The organism is Pseudomonas sp. D3 (genome assembly GCF_029320995.1).
GTDB lineage: Bacteria > Pseudomonadota > Gammaproteobacteria > Pseudomonadales > Pseudomonadaceae > Aquipseudomonas > Aquipseudomonas paraveronii.
This window is the reverse complement of record NZ_CP119772.1, coordinates 3,098,607-3,117,513: the sequence shown is the minus strand read 5'-3', so window position 1 is coordinate 3,117,513 and position 18,907 is coordinate 3,098,607. Positions and strand designations below refer to the sequence as shown.

The following is an 18,907-nucleotide window of genomic DNA, read 5'->3' as shown; positions in this document are numbered from 1 at the left end:
GGCGCCGACAAAACGCGTGTTCAAAACCCGTAAAAAAGACTATTTGATCGGCGAACTCAAGCCGGCCGATGCGCAGAACACCGAGGAGCACTTCACCCTCACCGATACGCTGACCGGTGAAGCCGTTGCCTCATTCAACCAGCACGCGGATGGCTGGGAGACGACCGCCGAGCAGCCGGCCCAAGCCCCCATGCCAGCCCCACAAGGCCGCACGCTGGCAACGCTCAAAGGCCTGGCCCAGACGCTGATCGAGCAACGCAGCGGCATTGAACGCGTCATAACCTGCGACCAGCAAAAACTTGATTCGCCCCTCACCCGCCAACAGGTCAACCCTGGCGACTGGGACGAGCTGCTCACCGGGCACGCGAACAAGCTCTGCGCACTCGCCGATGAAATCAAACGCGACCACCTCGATAAACCCTCGGCCCAGGACCTGATCGATGAATACCAGGCCCAGGCCCGCGACATGGCTCGGCTGGCGCAACGGGTGTGCAGCGAGGGCTACAAGCGTCAATGGCCGACCCAGGAGGGCCTCGAGTATCTGTGGCAGCACCAGCAGATCGATATCAACCTGACCAGCCTGGCCGACCCGCAACGGCCGACCCTCAGTGGCGACTTCTTCACCGAGTACGCGGTGTACGACAAAGCGAAAAAACCGCCGGTGGTGCTGTGGTATGCGCACTTCCATTACGCCAGCGCCGACGCCCCGCCCGCCCGCTATACCCGCGCCCATCTGAAACTGGCGGAGCAGCGTAAATACACGCAGAAGGATTTGCTCAAGCAACACGTGCAAGCCAGCTTGCGTAGCCCCCAGGAACCGGGCGCCGAGCCGATCAGGCGGATTGTCTACGTGTTGATCACGCCGCCCGTGGACCAGCTGTTCCTGGCGATCGCGCCAGCACCGCGCGCAAGCCAGTGAGCGCGGTGTGACATTGACGGTGAGGGCGAAACCGCCCCCACCAACGCACTCAATGGGCGAATAGCGAATTGCCTTTCTGCCCGGCCAATTTCTCCGGTTTGATCAGGAACCTTGCCAGCGCCGGCAGCAGCCACAGCGCACCGAACATGTTCCACAGCAGCATGAAGGTCAGCATCAGGCCCATGTCGGCCTGGAACTTGATCGCCGAGAAGATCCAGGTACACACGCCGATCGCCAGGCACAACCCGGTAAACAGCACGGCCTTACCTGTGGACTTGAGCGTCTGGTAGTACGCCTCTTGCAGCGGCAAACCGGCGCGCAGGAAACTTTCCAGACGGCTGTAGATGTAAATGCCGTAGTCCACGCCGATCCCCACGCCCAGGGCCACCACCGGTAAAGTCGCGACCTTGACGCCAATGCCCATGAACGCCATCAGCGCGTTGCCCAGTACCGACGTCAGCACCAGCGGCAGCACGATGCACAGGGTCGCCGCCCAGGAGCGGAAGGTGATCATGCACATGGTCGCTACGCACAGGTACACCAGGGCCAGGATAGTCAGCTCCGACGCCTTGATCACCTCGTTGGTGGCCGCCTCGATCCCGGCGTTACCGGCGGCGAGGATGAATTCCAGGCCGTCCTTGTTGTTTTCCTTGGCGAAGTCCTGCACCGCATGCACGGCGCGGTCGAGGGTTTCGGCCTTGTGGTCGTTGAGGAACACCAGCACCGGCGCCAGCGAACAGTTGTTGTTGTACAGGCCATCGGCGCGGGCGATGGAGTTGTTCAGCACGTCCGGGTTGCGCGACAGGGTTTCCCATTTCAGGTTGCCCTCGTTCATGCCCTTGATCATCTGCTTGGACACGGTCACCAGCGAGATCGCCGACTGCACGCCCTCGGTGTTCTGCATCTTCCACATCAACTGGTCGATGGGCGCCATGGCTTCATAGCGCGAACAGCCTTCGGCCTTGGTCTTGACCATCACCACCAGCACGTCGGAACTGGTGGAGTAATTGCTGATGATGAAGTTGTTGTCCTTGTTGTAGCGCGAATCCGGGCGCAGCTCTGGCGCGCCTTGATCCAAGTCGCCGATCTTGAGGTTCTGGCTGTACCAGAGGCCGCCGCCAAACGCGACCAGCGCCAGGGCGACGGAAATCGGCGCGACTTTCGGGCTGGCGAAATTCGACAGCAGGCGCCAGAACGGGTGTTCGCGATTCGCGTCTTTCTTGCTCCTGGCGATGGCGCGCTTGCTGATACCGGCATAGGAAATCGCCACCGGCAGCAGGATCAGGTTGGTAAACACGATCACCGCCACGCCGATGGACGCGCCGATGGCCAGTTCCCGGATCACGCCGATGTCGATGATCAACAGCGTAATGAAACCCACCGCATCCGCCAGAATCGCGATCATCCCTGGCAGGAACAGTTGGCGGAAGGTACGCCGTGCGGCCGTCAGCGCGTTGTCCGCGTCGCTCGATTGCAGGGCGATACCGTTGATCTTCTGCACACCGTGGGAAATACCGATGGCAAAGATCAGGAACGGCACCAGCATCGAATACGGGTCGAGCCCAAAGCCGAAGAAGTGCATCAAACCCAGTTGCCAGACCACGGCCACCAACGTGGTGCTCAACACCGCGACGGTGCTGCGCAAGCAGTTGGTGAACCACAGCAATAGAACCAGGGTGATGACGAAGGCAATGCCGAAGAACAGCACGACCATCACCAGCCCGTCGATCAGGTCGCCGACCTTCTTGGCGAAACCGACGATGTGGATCTTGACGTTGGGGTTCTGCGCTTCGAATTTGGTGCGGATCTTGTCCTCCAATTCATGGGAGAACTTCCGGTAGTCCAGCGCCAGCAACTTGCCCTGGTCCTGCGGGTCCGGGTAGGACTCCAGCAGCGGGATGTCGACGATGCTCGACTTGAAGTCGTTGGACACCAGCCGCCCGACCTGGCCGGACTTGAGCACGTTGTTGCGCAACTGATCGAGGCTTTGCGGCGAACCGTTGTAGCTCTGCGGGATCACTTCACCGCCGGCAAAACCTTCTTCGGTCACTTCGGTCCAGCGCACGCTGGGGCTCCACAGCGACTTGAGGCCCGAACGGTCGACGCCGGAGATGTAGAACACCTCGTCGTTGATCTGCCGCAGGGTCTCCATGTAGTCCTTGGTGAAGATGTCACCGTCCTTGGCCTCCACCGAAATACGTACCGTGTTGCCCAGGTTGGCCAGGTCGTTGCGGTGCTCCATCATCTTCTCGATGAAGGGGTGCTTGAGCGGGATCATCTTTTCAAAGCTGGTGGATGGGCGAATCAACGTCGCCTGCCAGAACAGGAAAATGCTCACCAGCAGGCAGATGACGATCACTGCCGGGCGGTTGTTGAAGATCAGGCGCTCAAGAAAGGTCGCTTTATCGTTGTGATGACTGCTCATTCTTTCCCCGCCTTCTTATTGTTTTGTGGGTTCGGCGCCGGTTGGCGTAGCAACACGAACACCACCCTGCCCGACCAGAACCAAGTTGCCATTGCCCGCCGCCGTCACCGCCGAGAGTGAAATACGGTCCGGGCGATTGAACACGCTGAAGGTCTGGCCGTCGTCATGGCTGACCACCACGCTGCCGCCGTTGCCAACCACCACCAGCGCGCCGTCAGCGAGCAAGGTCGCCCCGGACAAGCCGAACTCCAGGGCGCCGCGCGCCGCCTTCAGTTCGACCTGCTCCCAGGTGCTGCCGAAATCCGTGGAGCGGTAGAGGTTGCCGCGCAAGCCGTAGGCCAACAGGGTGTGCGGTTGGGCGGTGGCGATCACGCCGAACAGCGAGCCCTTGTAGGGGCCTTCGAGTTTTTCCCAGGTCTGGCCGTCGTCGCTGGAGCGGAACATGCTGCCCTGCTCGCCGACGATAAACAGGCCGGCGTCCTTGATAGAGGCGATGGCGTTGAGGTGGAACTGGTCTTCGTTGTCGAGGCGGTCGCTGACGTCCTCCCAGGTTTTACCGCCGTCGGTGGTTTCGATCAGCGCCCCGTAGGCGCCGACGGCGAGGCCGTGGTGGGCGTCGTTGAACCACACGTCGAGCAACGGCGCTTCGCGCTTGAGGTCCTGGTATTGCTGGGTCCAGGTGGCGCCGCCGTCGGTGCTGGCCAGGATCTGCGCATCGTGGCCGACGGCCCAACCTTGCTGGTCATCGACAAAAAACACCGCCGTGAGCAACTGGCGGGTGGGGACTTTGGCTTGGGTCCAGGTGCTGCCCTGGTCATCGGAATAGAGGATATGCCCGCGATCACCGACCGCCACCAGACGCGAGCCTGCGTGGACTACGTCGATCATCAGGCCTTTGGCAGCCTTGGGGGATTCAATCGCCAACACCGGCTGTAAGGGGGTATCGCTGGCTGCCAGCACGAGTGCCGGCAACGCGGCACCTGCAAACAGCGAGAGCGCTGTGGCCAGCAACGCAACCCTGCGTGCGGCGCGTGGGCGGCAAACAACCCAACCCATGACAGGCTCACTCATAGACCTTTCTCCCATTTATTATTGTTAGGTCGTCTTACCTTCCCGGGCTCTGAAACCTGCAATCTAGAGCGCCTAGAGGAAGCAGGGGCCATCCTATCGGGGTTTCGAATCGTCTGACAATCGACGCTACGTTATCTTTTGTTAACTGGCGGCTTTTGGCCATGCGCTGAATGTAACCACATCAACCGCAATGATGCGGGCGCAGGAATGAATTATTTTTTCCACATCTTGAATTATTTGAATTTATATTCCATTAATAGCCTCCCTGAAAACAATAATCCAAAGGACCACGGCGATGCGCGAACTCGGAATCGGCCTGATCGGCACTGGCTTCATGGGCCGTGCCCATGCCTTGGCGTTCAATAACGCCCGCACGGTATTTGAACTGCCGGTCAGCCTCAAACTGGCCGCCCTGGCCGATGCCGACACCGAACGCGCCCAGCGCTGCGCCAACGCCTGGGGGTTTGCCCAGGCCCATGGCGACTGGCACGCACTGGTCAACGACCCCACGGTCGATGTGGTGGCGATCACCACGCCGAACCATTTGCACTACCCCATGGCCATGGCCGCGATCGCTGCCGGCAAGGCGGTGTACTGCGAAAAACCCCTGGCCGTCAGCCTGGAGCAGGCCGACGCGATGCGCCGTGCGGCCAGTGCGGCGGGTGTGGTGACGCGAGTCGGCTACAACTACCAGCACAACCCGATGATCGGGTGGGCAAAGCAGATCATCGCCAATGGTGAACTGGGCGAAATCATCAGTTTCCAGGGCGAGTTCAGCGAAGACTTCATGGCCGACCCGGCCTCACCCTGGTCGTGGCGCTGTGAAGTGGAACACGCCGGAGGCGCCCTGGCGGACCTGGGCAGTCACTTGCTGTCGATGGCACGCTATCTGGTGGGCGATGTGGTCAGCGTGTGTGCCGATACGCAGACCGTGCATGCCCTGCGCCCAGCCGTCAAAGGCGGCGACACACTCAAATCCATCGCCGTGGATGACCAGGTGCACGCCCTGTTGCGCTTCGCCAACGGCGCGCGCGGCACGGTGAGCAGCAGTTGGCTCAAGCACGGCTACAAGAACCACCTGGGTTTTGAGATCAGCGGGACTCAAGGCACGTTGGCCTTCGATCAGGAGCGTTTGAATGAACTGCGCCTGTGCCGCAAGGGCCAGGACGGTTTCCAACGCTTGCTGGCCGGCCCCGCCCTGCCCGGCTACGCGGCATTCAGCCCGGCCGCCGGCCACCAACTGGGCTACAACGAATTGAAAACGCTGGAAGTGCAGGAGTTGATCATGGCCGTGGCCGGCCAAGGTGCGGACGGCAGCGACTTTGAAGCGGCGTGGGCGGTCGAGCGGCTGGCGACGGCGATTCGGGTGGCGGCTCGGGAACAACGCTGGGTCAACATCAACGCAGTCTGAAAATGTGGGAGGGGGCTTGCACCCTCCCACATTTAGATCACCTACAGATTCAAATTAGCGTAGCGCGCGGCGCAGCACCTTGCCCACTGTGGTCTTCGGCAATTCGGTGCTGCGAAACTCCACGTACCTCGGTACCTTGTACCCCGTCAGGTATTCCCGGCAATGGGCCAGGATCTGTGCCTGGGTCAGGTTCGGGTCCTTGCGCACCACGATGATCTTCACCCGCTCGCCGGTCACGCCATCTTCCACGCCGATCGCCGCCACTTCACCGACGCCGGGGTGCAATGCCACCACGTCTTCGATTTCATTGGGGTACACGTTGAAGCCCGAGACCAGGATCAGGTCCTTCTTACGGTCGACCAGGCGGATATAGCCGCGCACATCCATCACCCCGATATCACCGGTCGACAGCCAGCCCTCGGCATCCAGCACCTCGGCGGTTTCCTTGGGCCGCTTCCAGTAGCCCTGCATCACCTGCGGGCCGCGCACTTGCAGTTCGCCCTGCTCGCCAAGCTCGGCCAACTGGCCGTCTTCACGCATAAAACGCACCCAGGTCGATGGCAAGGGCACGCCGATGCTGCCGGTGAATTCCATCTCGCGCATGCGTGAAATATCGATGGGGCTGATGCTCACCACCGGCGAGCATTCGGTCAGCCCGTAGCCTTCGATGATCGGCAGCCCAGTGACTGCCTTCCAGCGCTTGGCCACTGCCGTGTGCGTGGCCATGCCGCCGGCGATCACCATGCGCAGGGCGGAGAAGTCCCGCGCACAAAACTCCTGGTTCTCCAGCAGGCCGTTAAACAGCGTGTTGACCCCGGCAATCCCGTTGAAGCGCTCCTTACGCAGGATCATCTGCACGCGTTTCACGTCCCGCGGGTTGGCGATCAGGATGTTGCGCCCGCCCAGGCACATGAACATCAGGCAGTTCACCGTCAGGGAAAAGATGTGATACAGCGGCAGCAAGGTGACGTTGGTTTCCTGCTGATCCTGGTCCAATTGGTTGCCGACCCAGGCCTTGGCCTGCAGCAGGTTGGCGATGATATTGCGGTGGCTGAGCATCACGCCCTTGGCGTCACCCGTGGTGCCGCCGGTGTATTGCAGGAAGGCCAGGTCGTCGAGGTGCATGTCCACCGGAAAATGGTTCAGTGCCTGTCCTTGTTTCAGCGCCTGATTGAACCGCACCGACCCGCGCAGGCTGAACTTGGGCACCTGCTTCTGCACGCGGCGCAGGATGAAGTTCATCGCCGCGCCCTTGAAGGTGCCGAGCAAGTCGCCGATGGCCGCCACCACCACGCGCTTGACGCTGCTGCCGGGGATGACTTTTTCCAGGGTGTGGGCGAAGTTTTCGAAAATCACCACGGTCTCGGCGCCGCTGTCCTTGAGCAAATGCTTGAGCTCATGGGCGGTGTACAGCGGGTTGACGTTGACCACCACCGCACCGGCCAGGATCGTGCCCAGCAGGCAGATCGGGTACTGCAAGCAGTTGGGCATCATCAGCGCCACGCGGTCGCCCGTCTTCACGCCCTGGCCCTGCAGCCAGGCGGCAAACGCGACGCCTTGCACCTGCCAGTCGGCGTAGGTCATTTCAGTGCCGATGCTGACGTAGGCGACCCGCTCGCGGAATTTTTCCAGGTGCTCCAGGAACACCTCGCGCAGCGACGGGTAGTCCTCGATAGCGGCATCGATGTCCGCCGGGACGCCGGGCAAGTAAGCGTTCAACCACACCCGTTCAGTGTGTTCCAGGCTGATAGCGTTCATGGCAGTCTCCTTGTTGTTGTTTTTGATAGCGCTACTTTTCGACGATGGCGGTAATGCCCAGCCCGCCCGCCGCACAGATCGAAATCAGGCCGCGACCGCCGCCGCGCTCGTGAATGGCCTTGGCCAACGCCGCTAATTGCCGGCCGCCAGTGGCGGCGAAAGGATGACCGCAGCCCAGGGAGCCACCGTTGACGTTCATCTTCGCGCGGTCGATGACGCCCAGCGGTGCGTCCAGCCCCAGCCGTTCGCGGCAGTAGTCGGCGTCTTCCCAGGCCTTGAGTGTGCAGAGCACCTGGGCGGCGAACGCTTCGTGAATCTCGAAGAAATCGAAGTCGGCCAAGCCCAGGCCTTCGCGCTTGAGCATGCGTGGCACGGCGTAGGCCGGGGCCATCAGCAGGCCTTCGCTGCCGTCGACAAAATTCACCGCCGCCGTCTCGCCAGTGCGCAGGTAGGCCAATACCGGCCAGCCGTGTTCGGCGGCCCACGCCTCGCTGGCGAGCAACACCACCGAGGCGCCATCGGTCAGGGGCGTGGAATTGCCCGCCGTGAGCGTGCCATGTTGCCGATCGTAAGCCGGGGCCAGGCCGGCGAGTTTTTCCAGGCCGGTGTCGGCGCGCAGGTTGTTATCCCGCGCCAGGCCGCGATGGGGGCTGATCAGGTCGTCGAAGAAGCCGCGCCGGTAGGCCGCGTCCAGGCGTTGGTGGCTGGTGAGGGTCAATTCATCCTGGGCCAGGCGCTTGATCTGCCAGCGCTTGGCCATTTCTTCGCAGTGCTCGCCCATGGACAGGCCGGTGCGCGGCTCGCCATTGCGCGGCAGCAGCGGCTTGAAGAACATCGACGGACGCACCTTCAGCAGCGCCTTGACCTTGTCGCCCAGGGCCTTGGCGCGATTGGCCGCGAGCAAGGTGTGACGCAGTGCTTCATTGATGCCGATGGGAGCGTCGGACGTGGTGTCGGCGCCGCCGGCGATGCCCACCTCGATCTGGCCGAGGGCGATTTTATTCGCCACCAGCAAGGCCGCTTCCAGGCCGGTGCCGCAGGCTTGTTGCAGGTCGTAGGCCGGGGTTTGCGCGGACAGCGTGGTCGATAACAGCGACTCACGCGCCAGGTTGAAATCCCGCGCGTGCTTGATCACCGCGCCAGCGGCAAACTCGCCCAGGCGCTGGCCGTGCAGGTTGTAGCGGTCGACCAGGCCTTGCAGCGCCGCCACCAGCAAATCCTGATTGCTGTCGTGGGCATACACCGTGTTGGAACGGGCAAACGGAATACGGTTGCCGCCGATGATCGCCACACGGCGAGTCGGGGCCGGGTTGAAGCTGTAGTCACTCATTTAAGGCTCTCATTCCAGATGAACAACCCGCGCATATGGGGTCTATCCCCGGCAACATTGCGCACTTCAAATTCACGGCGCGGGCCGGTTACCGGGCGATTCCACAGGGCAACCTGGCCGGGCAGGAAGATCGGCAGCTTGAAGTCGCAATGGGCTTCGGCCTGGTCCAGGCCACCGGGTGGCTGCTGGGCGGCCAACGCGCGGCCCAGGGTCCACATGCCATGGGCGATGGCGCGGCGAAAGCCAAACAGTTTCGCGCCGATCAACGAGGTGTGGATCGGGTTGAAATCCCCCGAAACAGCGGCAAAACGCCGCCCCAAATCGGCTGGCAGCACCCAGCGCTGGGTGCGCAGCAGGCCCTCTTGCTGTAACGGCAGTCCGTCATTCCAAGGCTCCCCCAAGGGATTTTTAATCTCCCGGCGCAGGTACAGGCTGTCGCTTTCCCACACCAGGGTGCCGGCACTGTAGGCGCGGGTCGCGATGCTCAAGGCCTGCCCTTTGGGGTGGGCGACCCAGCGCTCGCAAAACACTTCCAGGCGCAGGGCCTGGCCTTCGTGCAAGCGCTGCTGCTGACGAATACGGTTGGCCAGGTGGACCATGCCGCTGGCCGGGTATGGGAAGCTCGGCCGGGTCAGCAACATCAGGTGCAACGGGAACGCCAGCACATGGGGATAGGACAGCGGCACGCCCTGCTCACGCCGGAAACCACAGGCGCGGCCATAGGTGGCGATGTCGGCGGCCGACAACGCCACCGCCGAACGTACCAGGCGCGCCTTGGGCAACTCAGGCGCGCCGTCGAGCTTGGGTTTGCGCAAGGCGCGCACGCTGTCCAGCAGCAACTCGATGCGCGACGGCGGCGGGTCGATGATCTGCGTCAAGTAGTCCATGATTCAAGCTCCCAGCAGGCTTTGGCCGCACACGCGCACGACTTGGCCGTTGACGCCGCCGGACGCCGGGTGAGCCAGCCAGGCGATGGTTTCGGCCACGTCGGTCGGCTGGCCGCCCTGGGACAGCGAATTCATGCGCCGCCCCGCTTCGCGGATCAACAGCGGGATCTTTGCGGTCATCTGGGTTTCGATAAACCCGGGCGCCACCGCATTCACCGTGACCTGTTGCGCCGCCGCTAGCGGTGCCAGGCCATGGACCAGGCCGATAACCCCGGCCTTGGACGTGGCGTAGTTGCTTTGCCCAAGGTTGCCGGCGATGCCGGAAATCGACGACACACACACGATCCGCCCACCGGGGTTCAAGCCCTGGCCTTCCAGCAGCGCGTTACTCAGTTGCAACGGCGCTTCCAGGTTGACCGCCAACACACTGCGCCAGGCCACTTCGGTCATCTTGGCGATGGTCTTGTCGCGGGTGATCCCGGCGTTATGTACCACCACGTCGAAGGCGCCATATTGGCTGACATGCGCCTGCAACAGCGACACCGCCTCCGCTGCGGTGATGTCCAGCGCCAGCGCGGAGCCAGCAACACTGGCGGCGGCCTGCTGCAGCGCGTTCTGCGCCTGAGGCACGTCCACGCACACGACATGCGCGCCGTCCCGCGCCAACACCTGGGCAATCGCCAAGCCGATACCACGGGAAGCGCCGGTGACCAGGGCGCGTCGACCGGCGAAGGGCTTGTCCCAGTTGACCGCCACCGGGCCGTCCACCGGCTTTTCCAGGCGCACCACCTGCCCCGACACATAGGCCGAACGGCGCGACAGAAAGAAGCGCAGACTGCTGTCCAAGGCGTCTTCGGCCCCCGGCGCGACGTAGATCAATTGCACGGTGATCGCCCGGCGCAGTTCCTTGGCCAACGAACGCACCAAGCCTTCAAGGGCGCGCTGGGCGATGGCCTGGGGCAAATCCTTGCAGTGTTCCGGGGCGGTGCCGAGCACCACCACGCGGCCATGCTGGGCGAGGCGCTTAGCGTTGGCGTGGAAAAATACGTAGAGCTCATCGAGCTGCTGCAGGTCGACTACGCCGGTGGCATCGAACACCGCCCCCTGCACCTTGACCGTGGACGGCGCCTTGAGGGTCGCCGCCGTGGCGGCGACCGTGTCGGTGGCGCTGAAAATCTGTTGCACTTGCGCAGTCAGGCGCCCTGCCCCAGCGACGATCACCGGGTTGGCCAGGCCTTGCTGGCCACTGCGATGGCGTTGCAGCGGCAACGGTTGCGGCAGGCCGATGGCCTGGGCCAGGCGTCGGCCCCAGGGGGAATTGACGAACGAAAGGTAGCTGTCACTCATATAAACATCCACTCTCAATACGGTATCGGCATGAGCGCCCGAGCCATCTGGGCGCGTTCATTCAGTGCCACTCAATTGACCGAAGCATTCTCGCCCTGGCTGGTACGACGCTTGGTGGACGGTTCCAACACGTGCTTACGTTGCTGCAACGCCTCCAGCAGGCCGAAGTCCTGCGGGAAGTCGTCGACCTGGATGGCATGGTCGGCATATTCCACATAGCGCGCGAGCAAGGCGTCTTCATCGCTGCTGATCAAGTCCAGCGCCCGCGCCTTGACGCGCCAGGCGGCAAAGGCCGTGGCGGCGATCGGCATCGGTTCAAGCAAGCCCTGCTTGACCGCAGGCTTGAGCCGCGCATCGATCAGCTCCACCTGCGGCACCAGGCGGAAAGCCAATTCGCCGTAGGCCAGCTTGTCGATTTCCGGACGTGGGATGTAGGAATTGGCCAGCAAGCGCTCACGGGTTTCGCCGGGGGTCTGCACCACATCCGCCACCTGAGCCAGCAGCCGATCCGAGGGTTTGCGCAACGGGATGCCAAACGGAAAACTCAAGCCGCGCACCAGCGCTGCCGCGGCTTTCGACGGATAGTTATCGAGTGTTTCGGCGAGGGCTTCATGGGCGCGCAGCAACGCATCCTGGGCCGACCAATGCACCAGCGGCAAATCCGCCTGCGGCCGGCCGTCATCTTCAAAGCGCTTGAGCACGCAGGACAGGATGTACAACTGCGACAGAATATCGCCCAGACGCCCGGTGATACTTTCCTTGCGCTTGAGCGCACCGCCGAGCACGCCCATGGAAACATCCGAGATCAACGCCAGCACCACCGACAGCCGATTGGCCTGGCGATAGTAGGACGCCAACGCCGGGTCGGTCTTGACCGGGGCGCCAATCAAGCGCCCGCCGGTCAACGCATGCACCGCTGCGCGTGTGGTGTTGGCCAGGACAAAGCTCACATGGCCGAACATCGCACGGTCGAACGCCTCCAGCGCCTTGCGCCGGTCGGGGTTACGCGCGGCCTCCATCTCGCGGAACACATAGGGATGGCAACGAATCAGGCCCTGGCCAAAGATGATCAGGCAGCGCGTCATGATGTTCGCGCCTTCCACCGTGATCGCAATCGGGCTTTGTTGATAAGCACGGGCCAGGAAGTTATTCGGGCCCATACAGATGCCCTTGCCCGCGACGATATCCATGCCGTCGTTGACGATCATCCGCGCACGTTCGGTGACGTGGTACTTGGCGATGGCGGAAATCACCGAGGGTTTTTCCCCCGCATCCAGGGACGCCACCGACACCTTGCGCACCGCATCGCAGGCATACAAATGCCCGGCCATGCGCGCCAACGGCGCCTGCACGCCCTCGAACTTGCCGATGGGCAGGCCGAACTGTTTGCGCATCGCCGCATAGGCACTGGTGCCGCGTACCGCGACCTTGCCCAGGCCGACGTTGGCCGATGGCAGGGAAATCGCCCGGCCGGCCGCCAGGCATTCCATCAACATGCGCCAGCCGTTGCCGACTTGTTCGCGGCCACCGATCACCCACTCCAGGGGAATGAACACATCCTTGCCGGTGGTGGGACCGTTCTGAAACACCGCGTTGAGCGGCCAGTGACGGCGACCGCTGTTGACGCCGGGATGGGACGTCGGGATCAGCGCACAGGTGATCCCCAGCGAGCCGGGCTGCCCGAGCAAGCCATCCGGGTCTTCGGCGCGAAACGCCAGGCCGAGCACCGTGGCAATCGGCCCAAGGGTGATGTAGCGCTTGTCCCAGGTCACCTTGAAACCCAGCACTTCCTCGCCTTCGTGCAGACCTTTGCAGACGATGCCCAGGTCTGGAATCGCCCCGGCGTCGGAACCGGCATACGGGCTGGTCAGCGCGAAACACGGGATGTCTTCGCCACGCGCCAGGCGCGGCAGGTAGTAATTGCGCTGGGCATCGGTGCCGTAATGCAGCAGCAGTTCCGCCGGGCCCAGGGAGTTGGGCACCATCACCGAAATCGCTGCCGCCGAGCAGCGTGTCGACAGCTTCATCACCACTTGCGAATGCGCGTAGTGGGAGAAGCCTTTGCCGCCGTACTGCTTGGGAATGATCATGCCGAGGAAACCGGCGTCCTTGGTGTACTGCCAGCCTGCGGGGGACATGTCTTGCCAGACCTGGGTGGTTTCCCAGTCGTTGGCGATGTCGCACAGGGTTTCGACTTCATTGTCGAGGAACGCTTGTTCCTCGACGCTGAGGCTGGCCGGCGCGGCTTGCAGCAAGCGTTGCCAGTCGGGTTTGCCGCTGAACAGCTCGGCGTCCCACCACACGGTGCCAGACTCAATGGCCGCGCGCTCAGTGTCGGACATCGCCGGCATAATTGTACGAAACAGGCTCAGAGCCTTGTTGGTCAACAGGCTGCGACGCAGCGGTTTGACTGTCATCAACAACGCGGGCAACACCACCAACAGCGCCACGACGGTGGTGCCGAAAACGGCGACCACGTTGAACAGGTAGCCGGCCGCCAGCCAGGCCAGGCCGGCGCCCAGCCAGTGGATAGCGGCGGCTTGTCGATACGCCAGGGCAATCGCGGCTGCGAAACCCACCAATAACCAGATCATCATGGGGATACCTCTACTCGATTCAGGGTGTGGCAAACGCTTGTGCAGATCGATATGAACTGCGGCGTAGGGCCACACTAGAAACTTGGAAAGCTAAATTAAAATTTAGTTTTGAAATTTTTATTTAATGCTTAGACGAAACAATCAGCGGCTGAATGACTCAGCCGCCACGGTCGGCAGGTGAAAAAATCGGCCCCGCTTGCGTGCGCCCAGTGATGAACAGAAACTCAGGATGCGGGCACCCGGATGCGCCAGGTGCCCTCTCCTTAGTCCCTCAACTGCGTCAGAACTTGTACGTCGCGGACAGGCTGACCACATCACCGGACGACTCCGCCTTGCCATCAAGGCTTGCGCCCCCCAGGCGATCGACATTCTTGGTTTTCAGATTGACCTCCTGCACGAACTGGTGGGAATAGGCAACATCAACACTCAAACCTTTAACCTGCTTGACCTCGTACCCGGCCCCCAGCGACAGGAATGTACGATCACCGTCCGGGATCCGTGGGTCACGGGTTGAGTTGCGAGTCGGCGTCTGGTCAAGCGCTACCCCCGCACGCAATGTCAGCTCGTCAGTGACACGGTAGTCACCCCCGAGGGAGTACATCCAACTGTTTTTGTAGTTATAGGGAATCGACACAATGGTCATGTCACCGGACTTCAGCGTCAGGTCCTTGAACGACGACCATTCGGTCCAGGTCACGCTCGCCCCCATCGTGAAGCGATCGTTGAACTGGTGCACCCAGTCCAAGCCAGCAGTGGCTGGGATGTCCAACTGAGTACTGGCATGGGCACCGTCAGGTTGCAGTTCCAACCCAGGGTATGCCGTATTGACCAGCGTGCCGCTGCCGCCAAATGGGCTCGGTTGGGTCATCAGGTTGTAGGAGAACTTATCGGCATAAATGTTGTATTTGCCGGTCATCTTGTTCTTGATTTTGGCGTGGTAGTTCAAGCCCAGCGTATCTTGATCCGTCGGCTTCCATACGACACCGGTAAACCAGCCGACCGAAACGTTATCGACCTTGACGCGCATCAACGCAGTACCGACATCCGATGGGAAATTGATGCCGCCAAGCACCGAGTTGGAAACGGCCGCGGCGGACAACAAGTCGATGTTCTGGCTGACAAAGCCCTTGCTGTGTTGCACGATCAGGCCGCCACCGATAGCGAACTGGTCGTTGACTTTGAACGACAGGGAGCCCGTCAGGCCTATGGTTTCAATCTTGGTATCAACAGCGAAGTCACGCAGCTTGGAGTCTTCATCCCAAGTGGAACGCATGCCTTGCGGCACGACTTGGCTCAAGCCGAAAGCAAACCGATCACCCAGGGGCATTACCATGAAACCGGTCGGCAACCAGGCCGTAAACCCACCTTCGCCGCCGTCGTTGTTATTGACGGTGGTGGCCGTGGAATCGGGGAAACCATTTGCGTCCAACGGGGTACTGGAAATCGGATTACCCGCATAGTCGGAAGCAGTGCCTTTGTATTTGATCTTGATGCGCGCGTAATCAACCGTCATCTGCGCGACATTCTGGTCAACAAACGCCATGGCCGCCGGGTTGTTATAGGCAGAACTTGGATCGTTCTTAAATAGCGAGCCACCGGCAAACGCCCTGCCCCAGCCTGGCGCGCCATACGTCGGTGTGGAGAAGCCCCCGGCCTGCACCGGGGCGGCAACTATCACCCCTCCGATTAACGCCAACCCCAGCAAAACCCGCATCTGTTGTTTTTTATTATTCATACGGCACTCCTTATTGTTATTTCACTGAACCGGCGCCGGCCGGTTCGTCTTGCCAGTTGGGTCGCCCGGTCAAGGATTGATCGTCAGCGCCGGCGACGGCTTGAAGCTGAAAGTGGTGATCCTGCAATTGGCATTCACCATAAAAGGGCTGGCGATGCTGAAGGTGTTGTTGGCAGCGCTCCACTGTGTCGTCAGCACACTGGGGGTGTCGCAATTGTCGTAAGCCGCCTTTTCACTGAAACCGGAAAGCGTGGCGGTGTTGGCATTTGTCGGTACAAGCGTCCAGGGCAAGTTCAGTGGCCCGGACAGGGTGCAGAGGACGTTAGTGCCATTGGCGGGCGTAAAAGTGGCACCGGTAATACTGGCGCTGGAGCCGTCAGCGGCAACTTGGCCCGTCAGTGCGAGGTTGCAGGGGACGGGTGTAAATACCAACAACTTGACCGCCGTCGCAATTGAGCCGGTAGCGGTAAATGATGCACCCGCCGGGGCAAAAGTTGCCGCGCTGGCCATGCTGGATGTACACGCCAGGCCAATCAGCAACGCAGTCAAAGAAACTCGAGTGGTGAAGTTGTGCATTGTCTAAGTCCCAGCAGTTGGAAGACTATCCAAAATTCCCATGCAGCTCAGCCTGCCTTGAGTAAACAGACGCCTCACCTGAGGCGCCTGTCTTTCAACGGGTGATCAGCCCTTCGTTCTCAAGCCGCCATCAAGGAACAATGGTCAATGCTGGCGATGGGGTAACACTCAGGCTTACCACGGTGCAACTGCCGGCCAGTGCTTGGTTGCTAGCGGTCAGCACACCGCCGCTGTAACCCACCGCAATGGTGGAAGGGCCGCAGTTGGAGGCGGGGTACAGAATCGAACCGGCGATGGTGTAACCCACGTTGGCGACAGAGCCCGCCGCCGGAGCGGTGGCCGTCAGAGTCCAAGGCAGGCCGGTGATTTTTGGCAGACCGCAAAGGCCGCCGCCGGTGATCGCAACACCTGTGATTTTCGCAACGCCAGTGGCGTCGACATTGCCAGTGAAAGTTGCCCCACAGTTAACAGTGGCCTGGTAGGAAGATGGCGACTTCACCGAAATCGTGCCGGGCGCGGTAAAGCTGGTACTCACTGGGCTGATGCTATAAGCATTTGCCATGGAGGCAGCCCCCATACACACAGTCAGCGCAGTCAACGACACGAGAGTTTTCAAACTTTTCATTATTTTTCCTCACATGTTATGGCGAATCATTTCGCCAGGGGTAATGGCCATGATCGAGAGGTCACGGAGAAACTGCAGAACTTCCCTTTCCAGCCAAATTTCAATTCAATTCCCGCTACAACAGTTGGATGTGTTTATTCGACAACTTTGAAGTTGGCCGGCATCTTGATCGACACCGCCTTGATCTTGCAGTCTTCGCCAATCGGCACATTGGCGGCTTCCAACTTGCCGGTGGCGTTATCCCAGGTGCCGTCGGCCGTGGACGGGCCACACTTGCCGCCCAGGCCGAAGGCGTGGACGTCCACGCTGATCTTCGACATCGAGCCGCTTTGGGTGTCTTTGGCCACTAATATCCACGGCAGGTTGATCGCTTCGACCCGGCTGCACTTGAGGCCACCGTCGAATTCGACCTTGTCGACATTGACGGACGAGCCATCGGCCGCCACCTTGCCGGCCACTTTGATAGTGCAGTCGGCACTGATCAGCTTGCCTTTGGAAAAGCTGATGGGGCCTTGGGCAGTAAACGCACTGCCGGCAGGTTCGATGCGCGCGGCCTGGGCCTGGTGATAGACAATCAGGCCCAACGCGGCCAATACGATATGGGTGGTGAACTTGGCAGGTGTTTGCATGGTGTACGTCCTTCCCTTGCTTTTATTTTTGTTGGGTCAAACAACTTTCTTGCAATGAAATCGAAAAATTCCAGGTGATAGAAAACGGCGCCACACGAAGATCCCGAGCGTGCTATTTAACGTTTCAATTCATATCAGAACGTTTTGCTTTTACCGCCGTACTGCGCCAGATACTGCAAACGTTTTGCGGGTTGAAGATTAGTCAAGGTTATATCCCCGGCATAATGCCTGAGGACTCGATGGTCCATGCGTCGTCGCCACAAGTACGGCACATAAGCCCAGACAATCATGCTTGCGTAACCGTAGGGAAGTTGCGGCGATTCATCAAAGTGACGCAACGATTGATAACTGCGTGTCGGGTTGGCGTGGTGATCGGAATGCCGTTGCAACTGGAACAGAAAGATATTGGTGACAATTCGATTACTGTTCCACGAGTGCCGCGGTGAGCAACGCTCATAACGACCATTGGGCAACTTTTGGCGTTTAAGGCCGTAGTGTTCGACGTAGTTCACCACTTCCAGCAACGAAAAGCCGTAGATGCCCTGGATGATCAGGAACGGAATCACCGCCGCACCCAACCAGGCAATCATCGCGCCCCACAACACCACGCTGTACATCCAGGCGCTGAGCACGGCGTTTTTCCAATGCCAGGCCGGCAGGCCGAGTTTGCTCAGGCGTTCGCGCTCCAGGTTCCACGCCGAGCGTGCGCTGCACCACACCGAGCGCGGCAGGAAAGCCCAGAAACTCTCGCCAAGACGCGAGCTGGCCGGATCTTCTGGGGTGGCGACACGGACATGATGGCCGCGGTTATGTTCGGTGTAGAAGTGCCCATAGAACGTCGGCGCCAGGGTGACTTTGGCCAGGAACACTTCCAGCGGCTTGGGTTTGTGCCCCAGCTCGTGGGCGGTGTTGATCGCGATGCCGGTCGCGGCGCCCGTCGACATGGCCATGCCCAGGTACGTGAACGCGCCGATCTGACCGTGCAACTGGGTGCGCGAGGTGATGTAGGCGGCCGTTTTTGCCAGCCAGTTCGAAGGTTCCAGTGCGGCGGTGGCCTGGAGCAAACCGCCGTTGATGATCCAGTCGATGCCGCCGGCAGCCAGCCAGCCGGTGATCACCACCGAAGCGATGACGAACAGCACGCCGGTGTAGACGATCCAGCGGTAGTAGCGTTGGGATTCGAGGTGGCTGACGGCGGACTCGGGCGGGTTACTGACGTCTTCGCCCAGCAGGCCATCGATCAGTGGGATGAGGCCGAAGATGACCAATACGCCGACCCACCACAGGTGTTGCATACCGGTGGTGATCGCCAGCGTGCCGGAGAGCAAAGGCGTTGCCAGGGGCAGGATGCCGAGCCACCACAGGTGGCGCTTGCCGTCGGCCCAGACTTGCGGGGTTGCCAGGGTGCGACTCATGGCAACCTCCAGACAAGGCAGGTGCAAAACAGGTTCGAGGAGCGCTCAAGGCTCCGGGAAATCAACCATGCGATAAAAGACGTTTTTTTCATTGTTATTCGCTCTTAGGCATTTCAAAAATCATTTCAAAACAAACATTGAAATATTTTTTTAAATAAATAACGCGGAATCGTTAGGTCGTC

14 protein-coding genes are annotated in these 18,907 nt (G+C 61.1%); 2 read left to right on the top strand and 12 right to left on the bottom strand.

All coding sequences use genetic code 11. The features are described from left to right. Positions 1–16: 16 nt before the first annotated feature. Complete coding sequence (locus P3S72_RS14300) at positions 17–919, top strand: hypothetical protein (protein WP_276197838.1); 903 nt, start codon at positions 17–19, stop codon at positions 917–919. Between the two features lie 49 nt (positions 920–968). Here P3S72_RS14300 and P3S72_RS14295 read toward each other — a convergent pair whose 3' ends face one another. Both P3S72_RS14295 and P3S72_RS14290 read right to left on the bottom strand, forming a co-directional pair. Beyond that, a complete protein-coding gene (locus P3S72_RS14295) occupies positions 969–3,344 on the bottom strand; it encodes an RND family transporter (RefSeq protein WP_276197837.1) in 2,376 nt (791 codons plus the stop codon). A gap of 15 nt (positions 3,345–3,359) precedes the next feature. Continuing rightward, positions 3,360–4,400 carry a YCF48-related protein gene (locus tag P3S72_RS14290; protein ID WP_276197935.1) on the bottom strand — a complete coding sequence of 347 codons (1,041 nt, stop codon included), beginning with the start codon at positions 4,398–4,400 and terminating at the stop codon, positions 3,360–3,362. A gap of 310 nt (positions 4,401–4,710) precedes the next feature. Here P3S72_RS14290 and P3S72_RS14285 point away from each other — a divergent pair, with 310 nt between their 5' ends. Continuing rightward, on the top strand, positions 4,711–5,826 hold the full coding sequence (locus tag P3S72_RS14285; RefSeq protein ID WP_276197836.1) for a Gfo/Idh/MocA family oxidoreductase: 1,116 nt from the start codon (positions 4,711–4,713) through the stop codon (positions 5,824–5,826). A 54-nt stretch (positions 5,827–5,880) separates the two neighbouring features. Here P3S72_RS14285 and P3S72_RS14280 read toward each other — a convergent pair whose 3' ends face one another. The 10 genes from P3S72_RS14280 to P3S72_RS14235 form a co-directional block, all read right to left on the bottom strand. Continuing rightward, entirely contained in the window at positions 5,881–7,584 is a 1,704-nt protein-coding gene (locus P3S72_RS14280; RefSeq protein WP_276197835.1) for an AMP-binding protein, read from the bottom strand. Between the two features lie 31 nt (positions 7,585–7,615). Continuing rightward, on the bottom strand, positions 7,616–8,914 hold the full coding sequence (locus P3S72_RS14275) for an acetyl-CoA C-acetyltransferase (protein ID WP_276197834.1): 1,299 nt from the start codon (positions 8,912–8,914) through the stop codon (positions 7,616–7,618). Continuing rightward, on the bottom strand, positions 8,911–9,801 hold the full coding sequence (locus P3S72_RS14270; protein ID WP_276197833.1) for a MaoC/PaaZ C-terminal domain-containing protein: 891 nt from the start codon (positions 9,799–9,801) through the stop codon (positions 8,911–8,913). The genes P3S72_RS14275 and P3S72_RS14270 overlap by 4 nt, the downstream gene beginning before the upstream one ends. A 3-nt stretch (positions 9,802–9,804) precedes the next feature. Beyond that, on the bottom strand, positions 9,805–11,148 hold the full coding sequence (locus P3S72_RS14265) for a 3-oxoacyl-ACP reductase (RefSeq protein ID WP_276197832.1): 1,344 nt from the start codon (positions 11,146–11,148) through the stop codon (positions 9,805–9,807). Positions 11,149–11,219: 71 nt separating this feature from the next. After that, positions 11,220–13,745, bottom strand: coding sequence for an acyl-CoA dehydrogenase (locus P3S72_RS14260; protein ID WP_276197831.1), 2,526 nt, complete (start codon positions 13,743–13,745; stop codon positions 11,220–11,222). A gap of 280 nt (positions 13,746–14,025) precedes the next feature. Next, entirely contained in the window at positions 14,026–15,480 is a 1,455-nt protein-coding gene (locus P3S72_RS14255) for an outer membrane protein transport protein (protein WP_276197830.1), read from the bottom strand. Positions 15,481–15,549: 69 nt separating this feature from the next. Then, positions 15,550–16,056, bottom strand: a complete 507-nt coding sequence (locus P3S72_RS14250; protein ID WP_276197829.1) for a protein activator — start codon at positions 16,054–16,056, stop codon at positions 15,550–15,552. 130 nt (positions 16,057–16,186) lie between these two features. Next, the gene (praB, locus tag P3S72_RS14245) at positions 16,187–16,681 is read right to left on the bottom strand and encodes an alkane oxidation protein activator PraB (RefSeq protein ID WP_276197828.1); all 495 of its coding nucleotides are present in this window, start codon (positions 16,679–16,681) and stop codon (positions 16,187–16,189) included. Between the two features lie 134 nt (positions 16,682–16,815). After that, a complete protein-coding gene (gene praA / locus P3S72_RS14240; RefSeq protein ID WP_276197827.1) occupies positions 16,816–17,310 on the bottom strand; it encodes an alkane oxidation protein activator PraA in 495 nt (164 codons plus the stop codon). A 134-nt stretch (positions 17,311–17,444) separates the two neighbouring features. Beyond that, positions 17,445–18,725 carry an alkane 1-monooxygenase gene (locus P3S72_RS14235; RefSeq protein ID WP_276197826.1) on the bottom strand — a complete coding sequence of 427 codons (1,281 nt, stop codon included), beginning with the start codon at positions 18,723–18,725 and terminating at the stop codon, positions 17,445–17,447. Positions 18,726–18,907 lie beyond the last annotated feature (182 nt).

What these genes read in the sequence shown, in the direction of transcription:
- P3S72_RS14295 (WP_276197837.1), bottom strand. Translation starts at nt 3,344, where the DNA reads ATGAGCAGTCATCACAACGATAAAGCGACCTTTCTTGAGCGCCTGATC.
- P3S72_RS14290 (WP_276197935.1), bottom strand. Translation starts at nt 4,400, where the DNA reads ATGGGTTGGGTTGTTTGCCGCCCACGCGCCGCACGCAGGGTTGCGTTG.
- P3S72_RS14285 (WP_276197836.1), top strand. Translation starts at nt 4,711, where the DNA reads ATGCGCGAACTCGGAATCGGCCTGATCGGCACTGGCTTCATGGGCCGT.
- P3S72_RS14280 (WP_276197835.1), bottom strand. Translation starts at nt 7,584, where the DNA reads ATGAACGCTATCAGCCTGGAACACACTGAACGGGTGTGGTTGAACGCT.
- P3S72_RS14275 (WP_276197834.1), bottom strand. Translation starts at nt 8,914, where the DNA reads ATGAGTGACTACAGCTTCAACCCGGCCCCGACTCGCCGTGTGGCGATC.
- P3S72_RS14270 (WP_276197833.1), bottom strand. Translation starts at nt 9,801, where the DNA reads ATGGACTACTTGACGCAGATCATCGACCCGCCGCCGTCGCGCATCGAG.
- P3S72_RS14265 (WP_276197832.1), bottom strand. Translation starts at nt 11,148, where the DNA reads ATGAGTGACAGCTACCTTTCGTTCGTCAATTCCCCCTGGGGCCGACGC.
- P3S72_RS14260 (WP_276197831.1), bottom strand. Translation starts at nt 13,745, where the DNA reads ATGATGATCTGGTTATTGGTGGGTTTCGCAGCCGCGATTGCCCTGGCG.
- P3S72_RS14255 (WP_276197830.1), bottom strand. Translation starts at nt 15,480, where the DNA reads ATGAATAATAAAAAACAACAGATGCGGGTTTTGCTGGGGTTGGCGTTA.
- P3S72_RS14250 (WP_276197829.1), bottom strand. Translation starts at nt 16,056, where the DNA reads ATGCACAACTTCACCACTCGAGTTTCTTTGACTGCGTTGCTGATTGGC.
- praB (WP_276197828.1), bottom strand. Translation starts at nt 16,681, where the DNA reads ATGAAAAGTTTGAAAACTCTCGTGTCGTTGACTGCGCTGACTGTGTGT.
- praA (WP_276197827.1), bottom strand. Translation starts at nt 17,310, where the DNA reads ATGCAAACACCTGCCAAGTTCACCACCCATATCGTATTGGCCGCGTTG.
- P3S72_RS14235 (WP_276197826.1), bottom strand. Translation starts at nt 18,725, where the DNA reads ATGAGTCGCACCCTGGCAACCCCGCAAGTCTGGGCCGACGGCAAGCGC.